The 23,521-nt window shown below is 67.1% G+C and carries 4 protein-coding genes; all 4 read right to left on the bottom strand.

The window, feature by feature from the left end:
* Nucleotides 1-56: 56 nt before the first annotated feature.
* The 4 genes from LVJ94_19590 to LVJ94_19605 are packed head-to-tail and all read right to left on the bottom strand — an operon-like array spanning nucleotide 57 to nucleotide 23,520.
* Nucleotides 57-1,721: a carboxylesterase family protein gene (locus LVJ94_19590; protein WXB09422.1), complete on the bottom strand. Its 1,665-nt coding sequence runs from the start codon at nucleotides 1,719-1,721 to the stop codon at nucleotides 57-59.
* Nucleotides 1,718-8,956 carry an amino acid adenylation domain-containing protein gene (locus LVJ94_19595; protein WXB09423.1) on the bottom strand — a complete coding sequence of 2,413 codons (7,239 nt, stop codon included), beginning with the start codon at nucleotides 8,954-8,956 and terminating at the stop codon, nucleotides 1,718-1,720. The genes LVJ94_19590 and LVJ94_19595 overlap by 4 nt, the downstream gene beginning before the upstream one ends.
* On the bottom strand, nucleotides 8,949-11,078 hold the full coding sequence (locus LVJ94_19600; GenBank protein WXB09424.1) for a phosphopantetheine-binding protein: 2,130 nt from the start codon (nucleotides 11,076-11,078) through the stop codon (nucleotides 8,949-8,951). The genes LVJ94_19595 and LVJ94_19600 overlap by 8 nt, the downstream gene beginning before the upstream one ends.
* Entirely contained in the window at nucleotides 11,065-23,520 is a 12,456-nt protein-coding gene (locus LVJ94_19605; protein WXB09425.1) for an SDR family NAD(P)-dependent oxidoreductase, read from the bottom strand. Before LVJ94_19605 ends, LVJ94_19600 begins: the two co-directional genes overlap by 14 nt.
* Nucleotide 23,521: the final 1 nt, after the last annotated feature.

Genomic DNA, 23,521 nt, shown 5'->3' on the forward strand with positions numbered 1-23,521 from the left:
CTTGGCGGGCGAAGGTGGATGCATGTTTGGTTCCGTTGCTCCCTTGCGGGCGGTCGTCAATGTGGTCCGTATACGACGTCCCATAGTTGGCAATGCGGGTTCGCAGCGAGCGGGGCGATCGCGGTCGCATCGCCCGCGAAGTTCATCGCGTCATTCGTCGACGGAGACCACGCGGACCACAGAGGCTCGCGCGTCGGCTCCGGGCTCGGGTTTCCCGTGCGAACGAAATTCCGCCAGTAGCCTTTCATTTGCCCCGCGAGTTCGAGCTCGCGCGACGTGCTCGGAACGCCGGCATTTTCCTGCGCCCACCACGTCCAGGGCAACGGAGTTCCCCAAATGAAGGGAAGCTCGACGCTGTGCATGGCCGACACTGGCTTTGGCGTCGCCAACGACGGCGCGTGACGGAAGACGTAGGTGAAGGCCGGCGAAGTGCTCGAGGCGACGAGATGGCGCGTGGAACACTCGAAGAGCCCATCGCCGAGGACTGCCGCGAGCGCAACCCGTGGATCGTTTCCGTACGACGCCAACGGGTACTGGTCCCGAAGGATGGGCCCCAGCTGGCCAAACAGAAGATTGAGCGCGTTCTCGTAATCGGTGGCGGAGGTGAGCGGCAGAGCGCCATACAGTCCGTCCACCATGAAGTAGCCCTCGTTGGCGTTGAACCCCGCCAAGATGGGCACCTTGGCGAAGGTTCCCGCGGCCAGCGCCGCGCGCGGTGCAACGGGAAGCAGCTTGCCATCCACGATCGGGTAGACGACGGTCCTATCGCCGCGCAGCAAGGTTTCCGCGGGCAGCGCCCGAAGGCACGCTTCGTCGATCGTTCCAGCATCGCCGGTGCCCGCGCACCCCAGCTTCTTCGCGACCGTGTTCGCGGACGCGGCAGCCTGATCGGCGGTCTGCACCCAATCGCAGCTTCCACTTTCCATGAGAATGGCGCTCAGCAAACCTCGAGAACCCGGCATGGCGGCATGGGTGCACGCCGCCTGCGCGCCGGCGGACTGGCCTGCGAGCGTGATCTTCGCCGGGTCGCCTCCGAACGCCGCGATGTTTCGATGAATCCATTCCAGCGCAAACCGTTGATCGAGGAGCCCGAGGTTGCCGCCGCCATCCGCCGAGGGAATGCCGAGCGTTCCCAAAACGCCAAGGCGATAATTGAGCGTGACCACGACGATGTCACCGGCGCTCGCCAGGGCCGCACCCGGGTAATCATCGCCACGGCCATCGATGAACCCACCGCCATGAAGCCAAACGAGGACGGGTTTTGCCGACGCGCCGACGGGCGAGGCGATGTTGAGCGAGAGGCAATCCTCCGACGCCCCGCTTCGCAGTGTATTCGGATCGAGGAGCGACACGCCGAAGCAGCGAGGACCAAAGGCCTTTGCGGCCCGCGGGCTCGTCCAGCGGACCTCGGTGGGCGCTTTCCAGCGGAGTGCATCGACCGGTGCGGCTGCGTAGGGAATTCCCAAGAAGGAGCGAATGCCGTTCGCCACGGTTCCCGTGACGGGGCCCTTGTCCGTCGCGATCGTCTCCTCCGTCCCGCCGGCATCGGTGACGTCGGCCAAGGAAGCATCCGTCAACGAGGCATCGGTCAACGAGCCATCGGTCAATGCCGCATCCGGCGCCGGGCGCCGAGTGTCCTCGCTGCTTTCACATCCGGCGAGCGTCCCATACGAGACCAAGAGCGACAGCCCCACACGACCCATCCATGCATCTTTTTTCATCGATCCTCTTCTCGCGAATGTGAACTTGGGGTGAGCGGCGCCTCGGGGAGGCAATCCCACGCGACGGCGGCGCCACCGAGCCAGAGGCGGCTGACGGCCTTCAAAAGGACCGACATATCCGGCTTCGCATCGAACGCGTGGCGCATCGACGGGATGACGGTGCGCCCGGAGTTTGGTCGGACGAGGCTGCACAAAGTCTGTCCGGGGCCGACTTCGAGCAGGGTACGTGACGCGAGCGCACCGAGACCGTCCGCGAACCGCACTGGGCGGCAGAGGTGCTTGCCCCAATAGGCCGGATCGGTCGCTTCGATGTCCGTGATCAGGGCACCGGTGACGTTCGAGACATAGGGGATCTGGGGCGGACGGCGGGTGAAGCTCGCCACCAGCCGCGTGATCCCCTCGGCGATGGGTTCCATCATCTTGGTGTGGAAGGCGTACGACGACTGCACGCGTCGGGAGGCGACGGCGCGTTGGCGAAGCTGCTTTTGAAGATCGTCGACGGCCTCGGGAGGCCCGCCCACCACGCAGAACTCCGGACCGTTGATCGCCGAGAGCGAAAGGTGCTTGCCGAGCAGCGGCGTGATCTCCTTTTCGGAGAGCATAACCGCGAGCATCGCCCCGGCCGGAAGCGACTCCACCATTTGCGCGCGGCGAGCCACCAAGGTCAGCGAATCCTCGAGCGAGAGCACACCGGCGAGGCACGCCGTCACGTATTCGCTGATGCTATAACCGATCATCGCCTCGGGGCGGACACCCCAGGCCTGCCACTGCTGGGCGAGCGCATATTCGATCACGAAAAGCGCGGGGTGCGCATGCCGTGTTTCATTGAGTTTGCTCTCGTCTTGGGTCGGTGCTTGGCCGTCGCGTGCGAGCATTCGCCGCAGATCGAGCCCTTTGCCGCCCGAGTTCTGCGGCCGATCCGCATGCATCACCTTGCGAAGATCGACACCGAGTTCGGGCTCGAGGAGCGCGGAGCAGCGATCGACGTGCTCGCGGAAGACGGGCAGCGCGCGATACAAGTCGAGCCCCATGCCCAGGTAATGGTCACCGAGGCCGGGAAACATGAACGAGACCGAGCCCGCTGTCGTCGGGACGGGGGACGATTCGCTCGCGACGACGGTTCCCGTGGTCCGATCGAAGAGGACGGCTCCGCGGTGGCCCTTGTCTCGCGCTGCTGCAGCATGAAGGCGAATCGGCGGATCCGTCTCGGCGGAGTGCGCGAGCTGGCTTCGAGCGGCGTCGAGACCGGTGCTGAGTTCGGCCGCGTCGGGCGCTGCGAGAAGCGCCAGCATGTGGGTTGGGCCGTCTCCGCGGCCCTCCAAGGGCGGAGGTTGGTCCAAGCCGTTCAACATGAAGACGATGGTGCGCTCGATGTCGCGCAGCACTTTGGCAATGGTGTCGTCGTCGAAGCAGCGGCGGTAATAGTAGAGAACGAACAGGAACTGCGATCCCCGGGTCGGCCAAACCTCGATTCGAAGTGGGAAATCGAATTGGGCGAGGAAGAATGGCGATATGGGATCCTGGTTTTGCGCAATGGCGTCATCCGTGGGAACCTCCTCGAATACGATGTAGCTATCGAAGAGTCGATTTCCTTCACGGAGATCGCTCCACCCGTGCACGTCGGACAAAGAAGCATGCTCGTAGCGACGGGTCTCGACGGCCTCGTCTTGAATGGCGCGCAGCCACTCCCGCAAAGTGCCGAATCGGGAGGGCATCGGTGGTCGTGCGGGCACGAAGTTGCTCAGCTGTCCGGCCGTCCTCTCGATGTCCGGAACTGCGCCCGCGCGACCCGAAACGGTGGTGCCATAAACGACGTCCTCGGTTCCCGTGTATTTCGCCAACAAGAGAGCCCACGCTCCCTCCACGAATGTACTGAGCGTAATGTGCTCCTGACGTGACAACGCGGCGAGTCGCTCCGTGGTGGAGCGGTCCAAATGGATATGCTGTTTGGCAAAGCCGGGTTGACCCGCCGGGGCCGACCCCGTGCGATTTCCAATGCGCTCGACGAGGCTCGTCGGGCGATGAAAACCCCGCAATTTGCCCCGCCAGAACGCCTCTAGGGCGCCGTTGTCGTGGTTTTCCAGCCAATCGATGTACGCCCGCGGCGAGGGCGCCTTCTCGGCAGGCGGAGCTTCGCGGCCCGCCATGTAGGCCGCGTACACGCCGAGGAGCTCCTTCAGGACGAGCATGGTGCTCCATCCGTCGCGCTGGGCATAGTTGAATCCAAAGATGCCCCAGTGGAAGTCGTCCTCGGTCCGGAGCATTCCCAGGCGCATGTGCGGACAGTCGTCGAGTTTGTAGGCCCGCGTTCGCATGGCCTCGACGTACGCATGCACCTTGGCCTCGACTTCGTTGCGCGGGACGTCGCGCCAATCGTGCTCGTCGATCGGCATGGGCACCTGCCTGTGCACGACCTGCAGATATTCCCCGGTGCGCGCCTTCGCAAACGATGTTCGAAGCGCCGGATAGCGATCGACGACCGTTTGCCATGCGCGCCGGTAGGCGTCCATTTGCACGCCGCGCAGCGGGACGGCGGCTGCAATCGAGTACAGTCCGGGCTCCGGACGCTCCACCAGTTGACGAATGACGTATTCCTGCACGGGCGTGACCGGGTAGACGTCTTCCACGTCGACGCCGGTGGGCGGGTCGAAGTCGTAGTTCCGTTTCGATATTTCGTGCGAGGTGCCCTTGCTCGATGGCGCGGATGCGAGCGCGGCCCCGAGTTCTGCGATCGTTTGATTCCTGAAGATTTGCTCGATCGTCACGTCGACGCCCAGTTTGCGCGCGCCCACGACCACCTGAATGCTGCGCACGGAATCGCCACCGAGCTTGAAGAAGCTGTTCTGCGTCCCCACCGACTCGAGCCCCAGGACGTCGGCCCACACCTTGGCCAGCAGTGTTTCCATCGCCGTGCTCGGCGGGACGTAATCGGCATCGAGCTCCGCGTTCGCCGCCGTGGGTTCCGGCAAGGCGGAGCGATCGACTTTGCCGTGTGGCGTGATGGGAATGGTATCCAGCAGGACGAACGCCGACGGCATCATGAAGTCGGGCAAAAGCTGCTGAATGGCCTTTTGCCAGAGCGGAACGAGCGTCGCGGCGATCCGCTCCCGAAGGGGGAGCGTCGCGTACGGAGCCAGCGGGCCATCCTCCTGCGGCGTGATCTCCGCCGGAGGAACGTCGGGCCTTCGAAAGCGCGCATCGAAATGGCCTGGCGTGTCCCTTCGCGGGATGATGTCCACGTGGTAGCCCAGCTCGTCCGCCAGCGCGAACACACCTTCCGGATCGATCGCCCGCGCGGACAGGGCGCCATCGTTCAGCGCTTGGCGCAATTCGCCGGCGGTCGTGCACTCTTCGGCGGCCGCCAGAAGGTCGAGCGCGCGGAGCTCCGTATCGAGGCGCGCATCGCGAATCACTGCGAGATCGAGCTTGGCCGGCTGCTCCGAGACGAGGTGCTGTCGAATGCCGGCCAGCGTGTAGCTCTGCACGCCGGCGGCGGGCAGCTCGGTGGGACGTGCGCTTCCCCCCGCCCGCAGGACGACGTCGTAGCGGAACTGGGTCATCTCGCTGCGATGTCGTCCGCGTTTGGTCAGCACGCGCGCGCACTCGAGCTTGAACCGGCCCAAGGCGCCGAAGAAGGCTGGGTCGATGACCAACTCGTCCTCCGCCGCGACCGCGCGGCGAATGCGCTGTCGAAGCTGCGTGACCGAGCACGAATCGGGCGCTTTCTCGAATTCCACCGCGGTGTGAAACACCTCGAGAAGGGGCAAACTGCGCACGTCGCCCACGAAGATCGACCCGCCCGGCCGGAGGGCGCGGCTGGCCTTCTCCAGAACGGCGCACAGGTAATCGATATTTGGAAAATACTGAACGACGGAGTTGAGGATGATGACGTCGTAGGTCGACGGCGTCGCCTCGAAGTCACTGGCCTCCTGGTGCGCGAGCTGCACGTGGGAGAGCCCCCGCTTGGCGATCTTCTGCTCGAGCGCCTCGATGCTCACCTTGGACAGATCGGTCGCGTGGTAGGATTCGCAGTCGGGCGCAAGGCGAAGCAGGAGTAAGCCCGTGCCGCAGCCCAGCTCCAACACGCGTGACGATTGGCCGGGCATGAGGATCGGCCGGATCCGCGCGACGGTCGAGTCCACCCACTCTTGCATGACGTCGTCGCCGAGGGCGCGTCCGTTGTAGCTGCTGGTCCATCCGCTGAAGTCCTCCTCGGTGTTGGTGGCGTCCGTCCCGCGGTACGCGTTGTCGAACACATCCTCCCAACTGCGCACGTGCTCGCCTTTCCCGAGCGCCTCCGGCGTTGCCGCGTCGCGATCGGGCACCACGTAGGCGACGAGCGAATTGCGATCCGCATCTTCGCGCGCGAGCACGACGGCGTCCTTGACCGTAGGCTGCTGGCGTAAGGCTGCTTCGATCTCTCCGAGTTCGATCCGGAATCCGCGGACCTTGACCTGATGATCGATGCGACCGAGGTATTCGATTTGACCATCGGTCCAATACCGTGCGAGGTCGCCGCTCCGGTACATGCGCGCGTCCGGCTCGTTGGAGAACGGATCGCGAAGGAATCGCTCGGCGGTCAGCTCCGGGCGATTCAGATATCCGCGCGCCACCCCCGCGCCGCCAAGGTAGATCTCGCCCGGGACGCCGATCGGCACCGGTTGCTGGTTCGGGTCGAGCAGGTAGATCCGTACATCGGGGAAGGGGCGGCCGATGGAGCTTCCGTTCAAGGTGACATCGGCGGCGCTCAGGGGGCGGAAGGTCGAAAGGACGGTTGTCTCCGTGATTCCGTAGGCGTTGACCAACACGGGTTTTTGGTCGCCGTATTTTTCGAACCAGGGACGCAAGCTGGGAATGTCGAGCGCCTCGCCCGCGAAGATGACCATGCGCAGCGACAGCGGCTGCTCGCGTTGGGGACTGGCGCTCATGAGCAGGCGGAAGGCCGAGGGTGTCTGGTTCAAGACCGTGACGCCGCGCTTCGAGAGCAAATCGTGGAACGCCTCGGGGGAGCGGCAGGTCAGGAAGGGAACCACGACCAGCTTTCCGCCGTAGAGCAGCGCGCCCCAGATTTCCCAGACGGAAACGTCGAAGGTGTACGAGCAGAACAGCGTCGAGACGTCATCGGGCCCGAACGAGAACGTCGCCTCCGTGGACGTGAAGAGCCGCACCACGTCGGCGTGCGTGACGAGGACGCCCTTGGGCTTGCCCGTGGAGCCGGAGGTGTAGATGACGTAGGCCAGCGACGCGCTCGAGGCGGTGTGCGGCGGGTTGTCGGTGCTTTCACCGACGAAAAGGGACGCATCGTCGATGCACACGACGCGGCCAGCGCACGGCGGCAGGTCCGGTGCCACGTGCCGTTGTGTGAGCAGGACCGGGCACCGCGTGTCCTCCAGCATGAAGGCGAGGCGGTCTTTCGGGTAGCGCGGGTCGAGCGGAACGTAGGCGCCGCCTGCTTTGAGCACGGCGAGCACCGCGACCACCATGTCGAGTGAGCGCTCCAGGCAGAGGCCGACGAACACGTCGGGCCCGACTCCCTGCTTGCGAAGGTGATGAGCGATCCGATTGGCGCGCGCATTGAGCTCGGCGTACGTAAGCTCTTGGTCTTCGAAGGCAAGTGCAATCGCATGGGGCGAGCGCCTCACCTGCGACTCGAAGCGCGCATGCACCGTTGTGCCCTCCGCGGGATCGGGCTTCGTGTACGGCGCTTGATTCCATTCGACGAGGCACTGCTGCCGTTCCGCGTCGGTCAAAAGCGGAAGGCTCGCGATTTTTGCGTCGGGGTCGGCCACGATGCCCCGCAACAACACCTCGAAATGCCCGGCCAGCCGCTCGATGGTGGATGCATCGAAGAGGTCCGAGTTGTACTCGAGGGCCACGTACAGCCCCTGTTCGCCGCCCATCATGGACATCCACAGATCGAACTTCGCGGTGCGGTTGAAGAATTCGGTGGGGTCGAACACCACGCCCGATTGGGGCAGCACGTACGGCTCGATGGCGTGCGGGTGGACGACCGTCTGCACCAGGTCCTCGTCGAGATGCGAGATCGCGGTGAAGGGCGTGTTCAAAAACGTGAACATGACCTGAAAGAGTGGGTTGTGGCTCAAGTCGCGCGCGAGTTGGTATTCATTCACCAAGAGCTCGAAGGGGACCTCTTGATGGTCGAACGCTTCGAGCACGGTCGTGCGCACGCGCCCGAGCAGCTCGCGAAAGGTGAGGTCGCTCCCCAGGTCGGTACGAAACACGAGCGTGTTCGCAAAGAAGCCGACCAGCGGTTCCACCTCCGGGTGCAACCGGGCCGCGTGTGTGGAGCCGAGCAGGATATCGGACTGTCCCGTGTAGCGTTTAAGGAGCAACTTGAACGCTGCGAGGACCGTCGTGACGAGGGTGATGCCCTCCTTCTGGCTCAAGGCGATGAGGGCCTTGGCCAGGTCGCCATCGAGCCGGCGTCGCACCAGGCCGCCGGCATACGACTGGCGCGGCGGGCGCGGTCGATCGCCCAGAATGTCGAGCACCGGAGGGGCCTTCCCCAGCTTGTTTTTCCAATACGCCAGGTGGCGCCGGTACGCGGGCCCCTGAATCCTCTCGTGCTGCGCGCGTGTGTACTCGGCATAGTTCATACGGAGCGGCCGAAGTGGCGACGGGCGGTTGTGCGCCAAGGCCGGATACAGCTCGCCGAGCTCGCGAATGAGAACGCCTGCAGACCAGGTGTCCGAGACAATGTGGTGCGCGTTGAGCACGAACAGGTGCTCGGTGTCGGCGAGCTTCAGGAGCCGCGCATGAAAGAGTGGTCCCTGGACCAGATCGAACGAGCGCCGCGCCTCCTCGTGGAGCCATGCCACGGCGCGGGCCTGTCGCACGGCTTGATCCGTGTGGGAGACGTCTTCGATCTCGAGCACGGGGCCGCGGGGGACCGGGCCAACACGTTGCACGGGCTTTCCATCGACCATCGGGAACGTCGTGCGCAGCGACTCGTGCCGCTGGACGAGTTGCAGGACGCAGCGTTCGAGCACGGCAGGATCGAGGGACCCGCGCAGGATGCACGCGAGTGGCATGGTGTACACACCCGTGCGGGGCAGCAGCTCTTCGAGAAACCAGAGCCTTTGCTGGGCAAACGAGAGCGGCGCGGTGGCCGGGACCTCGTTGCCCGCAGTCCGTGCGGCCGCCCCCGGGCGTTTTCCTTGCCGCAGTCGTTCGAAGAGTTTTTGCTGGGCGGGGGTAAGCGTGGGGCTACTCATGCAAGCTGGTCTCCTGTGAGGGGGCTTCGAGCATTTGCTCGGCTTCGAAATCGGAGAGAGCGGCGACCCGCTCGAAGAGGAGGGCATCGATCCGCGCGGCCGAGTGGGCCACCGTCGGAAGGGCCAGCATGTCGGCCAGTGGGAGATCGACATCGAAGGCGTCGGCCAGGCGCAACACGATTTGGGTGGCCATCAGCGACTGACCTCCCAGCTCGAAAAAGTTCTGGTGAAGGCTCGGGGTGGTTCCCAGGATTTGCGCCCAGACGCTGGACACGACTTGTTCGGTCGGTGACAGCTCGGAATCGGCATCGATCGCATCGAGCCCCAATGCCGCGGGGGCCTCGGCGACGGGGGACGCGACCGCGGCGCTCTCGAGCCAATAGCGCTGACGCTGAAAGGCGTACGTCGGCAATGCCACGCGGCGCGGCGCCAAGGGTTGCCAGTCGAAGCCGTCGAGCGCTTCCTCGGGCGCCGCCGCGGGCTGGCCTTGGGCGAGTGCCTCGAGGGCGCGCAGCAGTTCGCTTCGATCGTCCGTCACGAACACGGCGCGATGCTTGAATTGCGCGCGGGTCGTGGCGAGCGAATACGCGACATCGACGAGCTCGAGCTCCGGATGGTCGACGAGGTGGGCGCGCAGTCGCTCGGCCTGCGCGCGAAGAGCCTGCTCCGTCTTGGCCGAAAGCCGGACGGGGACTTTTGTGAGCGCGTACCCCGAGACGGCCGCGGGAGCAGCCGGCGCTTCCTCCAGGATGATGTGTGCATTGGTGCCGCTGACGCCGAACGAAGAGACGCCCGCACGGCGTGGCTTTCCATTGGCCGTCCAGGGAACGGGCTCACTCAAGAGCCGAACGGTGCCGGCGGACCAATCGATGTGCGGCGAAGGATTCGCGGCGTGCAAAGACTTGGGCAGGAGCCCATTCTGCATGGCGAGCACCATCTTGATGACGCCGCCCACGCCGGCTGCCGCCTGGCTATGCCCGACATTGGATTTGAGGCTTCCGAGCCAGAGCGGCTTCTCCGGAGAGTGCGCCGGCCCATACGTCGCGATGAGCGCCTGGGCCTCGATGGGATCGCCCAACGTCGTTCCCGAGCCGTGCGCCTCGACGGCATCGATGTCCTGCGGGCCGAGGCGCGCGCTGTCGAGCGCCTGGAGGATGACGCGCTCCTGGGCCGGCCCGTTGGGGGCGGTGACGCCCTGGCTCTTGCCGTCCTGGTTGACCGCGGAACCGCGCACCACGGCCAGAATGGGATGGCCATGTTGCTGCGCGTCGGAGAGGCGCTCGAGCAGCACCAGACCGGCGCCCTCGGCCAGGCCGACGCCATCGGCCTCCGCGGCGAAGGATTTGCAGCGGCCATCGGATGCCATGCCGCGCTGGCGGCTGAACGACACGAAGGCAAAAGGCGTGGACATCACCGACACACCGCCGGCGAGGGCGAGGGAACATTCGCCATGGCGCAACGCCTGGCAGGCGAGGTGGATGGCGACGAGCGAGGAGCTGCAGGCCGTGTCGATCGTCAGGGTGGGGCCGTGCAGTCCGAAGGTGTACGCCACGCGCCCCGAGGCCATGCTGCCGGAACTGCCGAGGCCCAGGTACCCCTCGAGACCCTCGGGCACGTTCACGGGGCGCGCGCCGTAGTCGTTGTAAATGACCCCGAAGAACACTCCGGTTTGCGAGCCCGCGAGGGTCGTGGGATCGATGCCCGCGCGCTCGAAGGTCTCCCACGACGTTTCGAGCAGCAGCCGTTGCTGGGGATCGACGACGATGGTCTCGCGCGGGCTGATGCCGAAGAAGGTCGGATCGAAGTGGGCGGCCTCCTCGAGAAAGCCTCCGTCGCGTGCGTAGCTTTTGCCTTTGGCGTCGGGATTGGGATCGTACAGCGCGTCGACGTTCCACCCGCGGTCATCGGGAAAGCTGGAAGTGGCATCGCGGCCGTCGCGCAGGAGCTGCCAGAGATCGTCGGGGGTGCGAACGCCGCCCGGGTACCGGCACGCGACGGCCACGATGGCGATCGGTTCGCGGGACTTCTCCTCGAGCTTGCGCGCGCGCGCTTCGGCGGCGTGCAGTTCGAGGGTCAAGGTCCTCAAGTACTCGGTGAGCTTGGCTTCACTAACGGCTGACATTAACGTTACCTCCGAACTTCTGGTCGATGATGCGAAGTAGCTCGTCGACGTTGGCGGTGTGGACCTGCTCGGTGAACGACGGTTCGTCGGGGGCTTCGCGAGCCCCGGCCCAGGACCTCAACAGCGTTTGCAAACGAGCGGTGAGTGCTTCCCGCATGTCCTCGCGCGCATGCAGCGCCGAGAGCGTGTTTTCGATGGCGTCCAACTCGGTGGCGATGGCCCGCGGAGCGGTCACCTCCTGCTCCAAGAGCCGCCCGAGCAGGGTCCGCGTCAGCGCCGCGGGCGTTGGATGATCGAAGAGCAACGTGGCTTGGAGCCGCAAACTGGTGGCCGCCGCGAGCCGGTTGCGCAGCTCGATGGCCATGAGCGAATCGAGCCCCAGCTCCTGCAGCGGGCGATGCGCTTCGAGCGCACTCGGCGACGGAATGCCGAGCACGGTCGCGATCTCCGCGCGCACGACATCGAGCAGAGCTCCTTCGCGTCCTTCCGGCGGCAGTGCGACGAGGCGCTGCTTGAGCGAGAACCCATCGCCGCGTCGGGCAGCCACGCGGCGGGAGGCGCGGGCCCGGACGAAGCCGCGAAAGAGCGGATGGAGGGCCTCGCCTTGTTTGCCGAGGATGGCGGTGTCGAAGCGCGCCGCGACGAGGACGGGATCGGCTTCGGCCAGTGCGGCATCGAAGAGCGCGAGGCCCTGCTCCGCCGAGAGGGAAAGCGAACCGCCACGGGCCATGCGGGCGAGGTCTGCACTGCTGAGATGTGCGGTCATGCCCGAGGTATCCGCCCAATGGCCCCAGTCGATCGCAAGTGCCGGTAGGCCTTGCGCGCGACGGTGCCGGGCGATGGCGTCGAGGGAGGCATTGGCGGCGGCGTAGTTGGCCTGGCCCGGACTACCGAGGACACCCGCGACGGACGAGAAGAGGACGAAGGCCGAGAGATCGAGCGAGCGTGTGAGCTCGTGCAGATGCAGGGCGGCGTCGAGCTTGGCGCGCAGGACGGGGTGGAGGCGCTCGGGGGTGAGAGCGGTGAGCAGGCCGTCGTCGAGCGCCCCGGCGGCGTGAATGACGGCGGTGAGCGGATGCTTTGCCAGCAGATCGCGCAGGGCGGAGCGATCGGCGGCATCGCAGGCCGCAATGGTGACGCGCGCGCCTGCGCCTTCGAGCTCGCGTTGGAGCTCGGTTGCGCCCGGGGCGTTGGGGCCTTGGCGGGAGGTGAGAAGCAGATGCTTGACGCCGTGTTTGCGCACGAGGTGCCGCGCAAGAAGGCCGCCGAGTGTGCCGGTTCCCCCGGTGATGAGGACGGCCTTGTCGGCGTCGAAGGGCTTGGGGAACGAGAAAACCGCTTTGCCAACGAGGCGCCCTTGGCCCAGGGCGCGGAAGGCGCCGGGGGCGTGGCGGATGTCGTAGGGCGTGATGGGCAGGGGTCGAAGGACGCCCTTCGCAAAGAGGTCCATCACGTCGGCGAGCATCCGCTGAAGGAGCTCGGGACCGGCCTCGAAGAGGTCGAAGGCCTGGTAGCGGACGTTGGGCGGGGAGTCCTCGCGGACGTCGATCTTTCCCATCTCGAGAAAGCGACCACCGCGGGGCAGGAGTCGAAGGGAGGCATCGACGAAGTCGCGCGTGAGGCAATTGAGGACGACGTCGAAGCCCTGTCCTTGGGTGGAGCGCAGGAAGTGGGGCTCGAAGTCGAGGGAGCGTGAGGAGGCGATGCGTTGGTCGTCGAACCCGAGAGCCCGCAAGGTGTCCCACTTGGCGGGGCTGGCGGTGGCAAAGACGTCCGCACCGAGGTGGCGGGCGATCTGGGTGGCGGCCATTCCAACGCCACCCGCGGCGGCATGGATGAGGATGCGTTCGCCGGGCTGAAGGCGAGCGAGGTGGACCAAGCCGTAGTAGGCAGTGAGAAAGACGACGGGGATGCTGGCCGCCTCGAGGAAGGAGAGGCCCTCGGGAATGCGCGCGAGGGCGCGATGATCGGTGATGGCGATGGGGCCGAAGGCGCCGGAAAAGAGCCCCATGACGCGATCGCCCGGGGCGACGGAGGAGACGCCGGGGGCGACCTCGAGGACGACCCCTGCGGCCTCACCGCCGAGAGGTCCCGGATCGCCCGGGTACATCCCGAGTGCGTTGATGACGTCGCGGAAGTTGAGGCCCGCGGCACGGACGGCGACGCGGACTTGACCTTCACGGAGAGGCTCTTGCAGTTCGGGATGGGGGACGAGGGCGAGGCTTTCGAGTGTGCCTCGCGTGGGGATGTCCAGCCGCCAGGTGGCCTCGGTGGGAGGGAGCAACACGTCCTTCCCGCGCGTGCGGGTCAGACGAGGAACGCGGTATCGCCCCTCGCGAAGCGCGATGTGGGGCTCGAGGGATGCACGCTGCAACAAGGTAGAGAGCGCGCTCCTGGAGAGCTCGGAGTCGTCGGTGTCGACGAGCAGGATGGCTCGGTCGGGGTGCTCGATCTGAGCCGAGCGCACGAGGCCGGCGATGGGCGCGTTGGCAAGGCCCTTGGTGAGGAAGACGAGGCGAGAGGACGCGAGGCTCTCGTCGGCGAGCCATTGCTGGAGCCGCGCGAGTGCGCGCTCGGAGGCGTCGTGGGCGGAGGCGATGACGCCGTCCTCGGGGCCCTCCTCGAGGAAGGAAACGACGATGTTCTCGGATGGGGCCTGGCCGCTCGTGGGAGGCTCGCGAAGCGAGTCGGTGACATCGGTCCACTCGATGCACAAGAGCCCCTCGCGCTCGAGCGACCGCGTGCCGCGTAGCAGCTCCGCCGAGAAGGGCCGCGTGGAGAATGCCTCCACCCGAGCGACCGCCGCACCGGCCGCATCGGCAAGATCGAGCGAGAACGCGTTCGGTGAACCGGAGGACGGAACCACCCGAACCCGCAACGAGGTCGCGTGGACGGCCCGCAGGGTGACGCCGCTCCAAGAGAACGGCAGCGCCAGTTGCGAAGCCTCGGAAATGTTGGCCGCGATCGCATGAAATGCCGCATCAAGCAGCGCCGGATGCAAGGCAAAGAGCGACGCCTGCTCGACGGTCGCCTCCGAGAGGGAAACCTCCGCAAAGATCTCCTGCTCCCGCGTGTAGAGAGCCCGCAGCCCCTGGAAGTCGGGACCGTAGCCAAGGCCGGCCTCGGCCAGCCGCTCGTACATGCCCTCGATGGCGACCGGTGTTGCGCCCGGCGGGGGCCAGATCCGCAAATCCACCGAAGGCTCGGCGTCCGCGAGATCGCGCGCGAGCGTGCCGCTGACGTGCCGCGTCCAGGGCGTATCCTCGGCCGCATCTTCGGCACGGCCGAAAATGAGGAAGGAGCGGCTGCCCGATTCGTCGGCGCCCTCGAGCGAAAGCTGCAGCCGCACGGCGCCACGGGGAGGCAGAACGAGCGGCTGCTCGAGGGTGAGCTCCTCGATCCGATCGAGCCCGACGTGGTGCGCGGCCGCGAGACCGAATTCGACGAAGGCCGTCGCGGGCAAAAGCACCGTGCCCAACACCGCATGGCCGCCAAGCCATGGATGATCGGCCAGGGAGACGCGTCCGGTAAACAGGAAGCCGTCGGAATCCGCCAACGGTACGACGGCACCGAGCATCGGGTGTTCCGCGGAGGTCAATCCCGCGGAGGCCACGTCGGCGGTGGCCCGCGCATCGTTGTCGAGCCAGAAGCGCTCGCGTTCGAAGGCATACGTGGGCAGCTCGACCCGACGGGGAGCCCACGCCTGGAAGAGCGCCGGCCAGTCGATGGCCAGCCCGCGCGTGTGCAGCTCGCCGAGCGATAGAAGGAACCGTTGGAATTCCCCTTCGTCCTGCCAGAGCGATCCGACGACGGTGCGAACCTCCGGATCGAGCCCCGCCGCCATCTGCGCATCGGCGGCGTCGAAGGTCTCCTCCAAGGGCAACATGAGCACCGGGTGGGGGCTCACCTCCACGAAGAAGCGATGCCCAGCTGCGAGCAGCCTCTGCGCCGCGTCGGCGAACGACACGACGTGCCGCAGGTTGTCGAACCAATAGGCTGCGTCGAGCTTCGAGCCATCGAGCTCGCCCCCCGTGACCGTGGAATAGAATGGGACTGCTGCGTTGCGTGGCTGCACCCCGGCGAGATCCGTCAGGAGCTGCTCGCGCATCTGCTCGATCTGGACGCTGTGGGAGGCCACGTCGACGCGAAGCTTGAGCGCGAAGACCTGGTTCGACTCGAGCTCGCGAAGCAACGCATCGATCGCCTCGGGTTCACCGGCCACCGTGGTCGCGCGCGGGCTGTTGACGGCGGCCACGGAGATCCGATGGCCAAAGGGCGCGAGGTAGCGCTCGACCTCGCCGCGGGGCAGCTCGATGGCGGCCATGCTTCCCTGACCGGCGAAACGCGCGAGCATGCGGCTGCGCAACGCGACGACCTTGGCGGCGTCCTCGAGCGAAAGTGCGCCCGCGACGTAGGCCGCGGCGATCTCGCCTTGGCTATGGCCGACGACGGCATCGGGCTCGACACCTGCCGAGCGCCAGAGGGCTGCCAGCGAGACCATGACGGCGAACAGGGCTGGCTGCAGCATGTCGATGCGGTCGAGATCTCCGTCCAGCGCCTCGAAGAGCGATCCTTCGAGGTACGGGCCAAAGGCGCGGTCGCAAGCTTCGAGCTGCTCGCGAAAGACCGCGGAGCTCTCGAGCAGTGCGCGGGCCATGCCTTGCCAGTGCGATCCGTTGCCCGGAAAGACGAAGACGAGCTTCCCATCCCCGGTGCTTCGGCCCACCGCCGTATTCGGCCCGGGTTGTCCTTGCGCGAGTGCCTCGAGGGCATCCATCAACTCGAGCCGGTTCGTGGCCACGACGGTGGCGCGCTGGTCGAAGTGCGAGCGCGTCGTGGCCAGGGAATAGGCGACATCGACGGGCTCGATTTCCGGGTGCGCGGCGAGATGTTCGCGCAGCCGCTCGGCCTGGGCTCGCAGCGACGCCTCGCTCTTCGCCGACACGACGAACGGCAAGGCCGGCGGCGGCGTCCGGTCGGCGAGAGGGGCAACCGGGGCGGCCGGCGGCTCCTCCACGATGACGTGTGCATTGGTGCCGCTGACGCCGAACGAGGAAATCCCCGCACGACGCGGGCTCCCTTGCCGGGGCCACGGGACGGCCTCGTTCAAGAGTCGCACCGCGGACCAATCGAGGTGCGGCGATGGATTCTGCGCGTGCAGTGTCTTGGGCAGCACACCGTGCTGCATGGCGAGCACCATCTTCATGACGCTGCCGACGCCGGCCGTGGCTTGCGTGTGGCCCACGTTGGACTTGAGGCTTCCCAGCCAAAGCGGCTTCTCCGGCGAATGCGCGCGACCGTACGTGGCGAACAAGGCACGGGCCTCGATGGAGTCGCCCAACGTCGTGCCCGTACCATGTGCATCGATGGCGTCGACGTCGGCCGGCTCGAGGCCGGCGCTCTCGAGCGCTTGCAGAATGACGCGTTCCTGGGCCGGCCCGTTGGGAGCGGTGAGGCCCTGGCTTTTGCCGTCCTGGTTGACGGCGGAACCGCGCACGATGGCGAGCACCGGGTGCCCGTTCCGGTGCGCATCGGAGAGACGCTCGAGCAGCACCAGGCCAACGCCCTCGGCCAAACTGGCGCCGTCGGCCTCGGCGGAGAAGGCCTTGCAGCGCCCATCGCGGGCAAGGACACGTTGGCGACTGTGCTCGATGAAGGAGCCCAGCGACGACATGACCGTGACACCACCGGCGAGCGCGAGCGAGCACTCCCCGCTGCGCAACGCCTGCGCGGCGAGGTGAATGGACACGAGCGATGCACTGCACGCCGTGTCGACGGTCACCGCGGGACCGTGGAAGCCGAAGGTGTACGCCACGCGCCCGGACGCCACGCTCGCCGAGCTCCCCAGTCCGACGTAGCCCTGAAGGTCGTCGGGGACGTGGGTTAGCCGGGTGCCGTAATCGTTGTAGATGAGACCCACGAAGATCCCGGTCTGCGTGCCATGAAGCGTCTTCGGGTCGATGCCGGCGCGTTCGATGGTTTCCCAGCATGCCTCGAGCAAGAGGCGCTGTTGGGGATCGATGGCAAGGGCCTCGCGCGGGCTGATGCCGAAGAAGGCTGGGTCGAATTCGTCCGCATCGTGGAGGAACCCGCCCTCCCGCGCATACGACTTGCCCTTGACCTCGGGATCGGGATCGTAGAAGGCATCGACCCGCCAGCCGCGTGTCTCGGGCAACCCGGAAATGACGTCTCGACCGGCTTGCACCAGTTGCCAGAGATCGTCTGGAGATCGCACCCCACCGGGAAAGCGGCAGCCCATGGCCACGATGGCGATGGGATCGCCGTCGAGGGCGCGACGCGGTAGCTCGCTCCTTGGTGTCGCCGTGGTCGCGTCGGCAAGAAGCTGCGACAGCAGGTACCGACAGAGCGCGGACGGGGTAGGGTGGTCGAACAGCAAGGCGACGTAGAGCCGCAACCCGGTGCGCGTCGAAAGGCGATTGCGCAGCTCGATGGCCATGAGCGAATCGAGCCCCAACTCCTGCAGCGGGCGATGCGAATCGATGCCCCGGGGCGACGCCAGGCCCATCACCGTGGCCACCTCCGCGCGAACGAGATCGAGCACGGCCGCCTCTCGGTCCTCGGCGGACAGCGCGCGCAAGCGCTGCTCGAGCGACGCGTCGACCACGTTCGTGGCCACGCGGTGGGATGCGCGGGGCCGGACGAAGCCGCGAAAGAGCGGATGGAGGGCATCACCTTGTTTGCCGAGGATGGCCGTGTCGAAACGGGCCGCGACGAAGATGGGATCGTGCTCGGCGAGTGCGGCATCGAAGAGCGCGAGGCCCTGCTCCGCCGAGAGGGAAAGCAAACCGCCACGGGCCATGCGCGTGAGGTCGGCGCCCGTGAGGTGCGCGGTCATGCCCGACGTGTCGGCCCAATGACCCCAGTCGATCGCGAGCGCCGGCAGCCCCACCGACGCACGATGCCGCGCCAGGGCATCGAGGAAGACGTTGGCGGCCGCGTAATTGGCCTGGCCCGGGTTGCCGAGGACGCCGGCGATGGAGGAGAAGAGGACGAAGGCGGACAGATCGAGCGAGCGTGTGAGCTCGTGCAGATGCAGGGCGGCATCGAGCTTGGCGCGCAGGACGCGGTGGAGACGCTCGGGGGTGAGAGCGGTGAGCAGGCCGTCGTCGAGTGCCCCGGCGGCGTGAATGACGGCGGTGAGCGGATGCTTTGCCAGCAGATCGCGCAGGGCGGAGCGATCGGCGGCATCGCAGGCCGCAATGGTGACGCGCGCGCCTGCGCCTTCGAGCTCGCGTTGGAGCTCGGTTGCGCCCGGGGCGTTGGGGCCTTGGCGGGAGGTGAGAAGCAGGTGCTTGACCCCATGTTTGCGCACGAGATGCCGTGCGAGAAGGCCGCCGAGTGTGCCGGTTCCGCCGGTGATGAGGACCGCCTTGTCGGCCTCGAAGGGCTTGGGAAACGTGAAGACGACCTTGCCGACGAATCGCGCTTGGCCCAGGGCGCGGAAGGCACTAGGGGCGTGGTGGATGTCGTACGGCGTGATGGGCGGCGGCCGAAGGACGCCCTTCGCAAAGAGCTCCATCACGTCGGCGAGCATCCGCTGAAGGAGCTCGGGACCGGCCTCGAAGATGTCGAAGGGCTGGTAGTGGACGTTGGGCGGGGAGTCCTTGCGGATGTCGATCTTTCCCATCTCGAGGAAGCGACCGCCGCGGGGGAGGAGCCGAAGGGAAGCGTCGACGAAATCGCGCGTGAGGCAATTGAGGACGACGTCGAAGCCCTGTCCTTGGGTGGAGCGCAGGAAGTGGGGCTCGAAGTCGAGGGAGCGTGAGGAGGCGATGCGTTGGTCGTCGAACCCGAGAGCCCGCAAGGTGTCCCACTTGGCGGGGCTGGCGGTGGCAAAGACGTCCGCACCGAGGTGGCGGGCGATCTGGGTGGCGGCCATTCCAACGCCGCCCGCGGCGGCATGGATGAGGATGCGTTCGCCGGGCTGAAGGCGAGCGAGGTGGACCAAGCCGTAGTAGGCAGTGAGAAAGACGACGGGGATGCTGGCCGCCTCGAGGAAGGAGAGGCCCTCGGGAATGCGCGCGAGGGCGCGATGATCGGTGATGGCGATGGGGCCGAAGGCGCCGGAAAAGAGCCCCATCACGCGATCGCCCGGGGCGACGGAGGAGACGCCGGGTGCGACCTCGAGGACGACCCCTGCGGCCTCACCGCCGAGAGGTCCCGGATCGCCCGGGTACATCCCGAGTGCGTTGATGACGTCGCGGAAGTTGAGGCCCGCGGCACGGACGGCGACGCGGACTTGGCCCTCACGAAGAGGCTCTTGCAGTTCGGGATGGGGGACGAGGGCGAGGCTTTCGAGTGTGCCTCGCGTGGGGATGTCCAGCCGCCAGGTGGCCGCGGTGGGAGGTAGCAACACGTCCTTGGCGCGTGCCGGGGTCAGACGGGCCACGAAGCAGCGCCCCTCGCGGAGGGAGAACTGCGACTCGATGGGTGTATGCTGCAACAAGGAAGAGAGCGCGCTCCTGGATGGCTCGGAGTCGTCGGTGTCGACGAGGAGGATGGCGCGGTCGGGGTGCTCGATCTGGGCCGAGCGTACGAGGCCGGAGATGGGCGAGTTGGCAAGGCCCTTGGTGAGGAAGAGGAGGCGCGTGGACGCGAGGCCCTCGTCGGCGAGCCATTGCTGGAGCTGCGCGAGTGCGCGCTCGGAGGCGTCGTGGGCGGAGGCGATGAGGCCGTCCGCGGAGCCCTCCTCGAGGAAGGGAACGACGACGCTCTGGGGCGGCGCCTGACCGCTCGTGGGAGGTTCGCGAAGCGAGTCGGTGACATCGGCCCACTCGATGCGCAAGAGGCCCTCGTGCTCGAGCGACCGCGTGCCGCGCAGCAACTCCGCTGAGAAGGGGCGCGTGGAAAAGCCCTCGATGCGGGCCACCGGCTCGCCGGTGGCATCGGCGAGATCGAGCGCGACGCTGCTCTCGCCGCGCGCGCCGGTGAAGCGAACCCGCAGGGTGGACGCTCCCACGGCGCGCAGCGAAATGCCCTGCCACGCAAATGGAAGTGCCGCCGCCGTGCCCGAATGACCGCGCGTGGCCCCATCCGCGAGCGCGTGCAACGCGGCATCGAAGAGGGCGGGGTGCAGCACGAAGCGCCCGGCCTCCTTGGCCGCCGACTCGGAAAGCTCGACCTGCGCGAAGAGCTCGTCGCCTCGTTGCCAAACGGCGCGCAGGCCTTGAAACTCCGTGCCGTACTGAAGGCCCGCGGCGGCGAGCCGCGGGTAGATCCCATCGATCGCCACCGCAGTCGCACCCGGCGGAGGCCACGCCTTCAGGTCGAAATCGAGCGCGCCCTTGGTGCCGCCCAGCGTGCCGCTCGCATGGCGGCTCCACGCGGACGCTTCCTCGGATCGCGCATGGATGGCGAGCGGCCTTCGCCCCGAGTCGTCCGGTGCTCCCACGGAGAGCTGGAGCACGATGGCGCCGCGGGCCGGTAGCACGAGGGGCGTCTCCAGCGTGAGCTCGTCGATCCCCTCGAGGCCGGCGTGCTGGGCCGCCACGAGCGCCAGCTCCGCGAACGCCGTGCCGGGCAGAAGAACCGTGCCGAACGCCGCATGGTCCGCAAGCCACGGGTGCTCGGCGAGCGACAGCCGCGCGGTGAAGAGAAACCCATCGGTGTCGGCCAGCGCGGTGGCGGCCCCGAGGAGCGGATGGTCCGTGGCCGAGAGCCCGGCGGAGGCCACATCGGCCCTGGCCCGAGAGGCATCGAGCCAGTATCGCTCGCGCTGAAAGGCGTAGGTCGGCAGCGAAACGCGGCGCGCGCCGAGCGGCGCGAGGACGGCATTCCAATCGAGCGCCAGCCCACGCGTGTGCAGCTCGCCGAGGGACAGAAGCATGCGCTCGAGCTGCCCTTCGTCCTGCCAGAGCGAGCCGACGACCGCGTGTGGGAGCTCGCTGGCCTCCAGGGTCTCCTGCAAGGGCAAGAGAAGGACGGGGTGCGGGCTGACTTCGACGAAGAAGCGATGCCCCTCGGCGACGAGCGATTGCACGGTGTCGCCGAAGAGAACCGGGCATCGGATGTTGTCGAACCAATAGGCCGCACCGAGCTCGGTGCCTTCGAGCTTGCCCGCCGTGACCGTGGAGTGGAACGGCACCTGCGCGACCTTGGGATCCAGGTTGGCCAAGTCGGTCAAAAGTTGCTCGCGCAACGAATCGATCTGACCGCAGTGGGAGGCGACGTCCGCGCGCAGCTTCAGGGCGAAGACCTGTTTGGACTCGAGCTCGCGCAGCAACGCCTCGATGGCCTCCGGCTCGCCCGCCACGGTGGTGGCGCGCGGGCTGTTGACGGCCGCGATGGACACGTGGCTGCTCAGCAGGGGCTCGAGCTGGTCACGCGGCAGCTCGACGGCGGCCATGGCGCCAAGGCCCACGAAGGGGACGAGCGCCCGACTGCGCAACGCCACGATGCGGGCGGCATCGCCCAGTGACAGCGCGCCGGCAACGTACGCCGCGGCAATCTCGCCTTGGCTATGGCCCACGACGGCGTCGGGGTGTACCCCGAGCGAGCGCCAGAGCGCGGCCAGGGAGACCATTACGGCAAAGAGCGCGGGCTGGACGACGTCGACCCGCGCGAGGGAGGGCGCGCCGTCGCGCGCATGGAGCACGTCGAGCAGCGACCAGTCCAGAAGCGGCTCAAAGGCGCGGGCGCACGCCTCGACCTCCGCGCGGAACACCGGCGAGCTCTCGAGGAGCGAAGCCGCCATGCCCAGCCATTGCGATCCTTGCCCGGGGAACACGAAGACGACTTTGCCGTGCCCGAGGCTTTCCCCGACGACCGTGTTCGCGTCGGGCTCTGCCCGCGCCAGCCCATCGAGCGCCGCGAGCGCGTCCGCCCGGCCTTGGGCCACCACTGCGGCGCGATGCTGGAAGTGCGATCGCGTCGTCGCGAGCGAATACGCCACATCGGCAAGCGTCTGCTCCGGGTGCGCCTCGAGGTGCTCCCGCAGCCGCACGGCCTGCGCCTGCAACGCCGCCTCGGATTTCGCCGAAAGCACCACCGGCACTCCGCCCGGTGGGGGGTTCACCTCCGTGGCCCGTTGGGTCGAGGCCTCGAAGCCCTCCACGATGACGTGCGCATTGGTGCCACTGATGCCGAACGACGACACGCCGGCCCGCCGCGGCTTGCCATCATGAACCGGCCATGGCACGGCCTCGTCCAAAAGGTGAATGGTGCCCGAGGACCAATCGATGTGCGGGGAAGGATTCTCGGCGTGCAGCGTTTTGGGCAAGCTCCCGTGCCGCATGGCGAGGACCATCTTGATGATACCGCCGACACCCGCCGCGGCCTGGGTGTGGCCCAGATTCGATTTGAGGCTACCGAGCCAGAGCGGCTTGTCCTTCGCGCGCGCCCGGCCATAGGTCGCGAACAGGGCGCGGGCCTCGATCGGATCGCCCAACGAGGTGCCGGTTCCGTGGGCTTCGACCGCGTCGATGTCCTGGGGCGCGAGCCGCGCACTCTCCAGCGCCTGGAGAATGACGCGCTCCTGCGCCGGCCCATTCGGGGCGGTGAGGCCTTGACTCTTGCCGTCCTGGTTGACGGCGGAGCCACGCACGACGGCGAGGACCGGATGCCCGTTTCGCTTGGCATCGGAGAGGCGCTCGAGGAGCAGCATCCCGGCGCCTTCCGCCCAGCCGGTGCCATTGGCCTCGGCGGAGAAGGACCTCGACCGACCATGGGGCGAGAGCGCACGTTGGCGGCTCAATTCGATGAACACATCTGGACTCGCGATGACGGCGACGCCGCCCGCGAGCGCCAGGGAACATTCCCCCTGGCGCAAGGCCTGCGCGGCGAGGTGGATGGAAACGAGCGACGAGCTGCAGGCGGTATCGACCGTGACCGTCGGACCGTGGACCCCCAAGGTGTAAGCGATGCGGCCGGACGCGACGCTCGCGTAGTTGCCCATCCCGAGGAAGCCTTCGATCTCGCCGGGAGCATGAAGCAGGCTGTAGCCATTGAACATTACGCCGACGAAGACGCCGGTCTGCGAGCCATGAAGCGCCATGGGATCTATGCCCGCGCACTCGATGGCCTCCCAGGACGTCTCGAGCAAGAGACGATGCTGTGGGTCGATCGCGAGAGCCTCGCGCGGTGTGATCCCGAAAAATGCGGGGTCGAACCGATCGGCGCCGTCGAGGAAGCCGCCTTCGCGCACGTAGCACTTTCCCGAGGCTTCGGGATCGGGGTCGTAAATGGCCTCGACGTTCCAGCCTCGGCTATCGGGAAATGCCGATATCGCATCTCGGCCCTCGAGCAAAAGCTCCCAGAGATCTTCGGGAGTCTGCACACCGCCCGGAAAGCGACACGCCATTCCGACGATGGCAATCGGATCATGCCATTTGTCTTCGATCTTCCGCAGCCGCTGATGGCTCTGCTGAAGATCGAGCGTCAATTGCTTGGCATACTCACGAAGCTTTTCCTCGATGACGGTCATA

The organism is Sorangiineae bacterium MSr11367, assembly GCA_037157805.1.
GTDB lineage: Bacteria > Myxococcota_A > Polyangia > Polyangiales > Polyangiaceae > Pendulispora > Pendulispora rubella.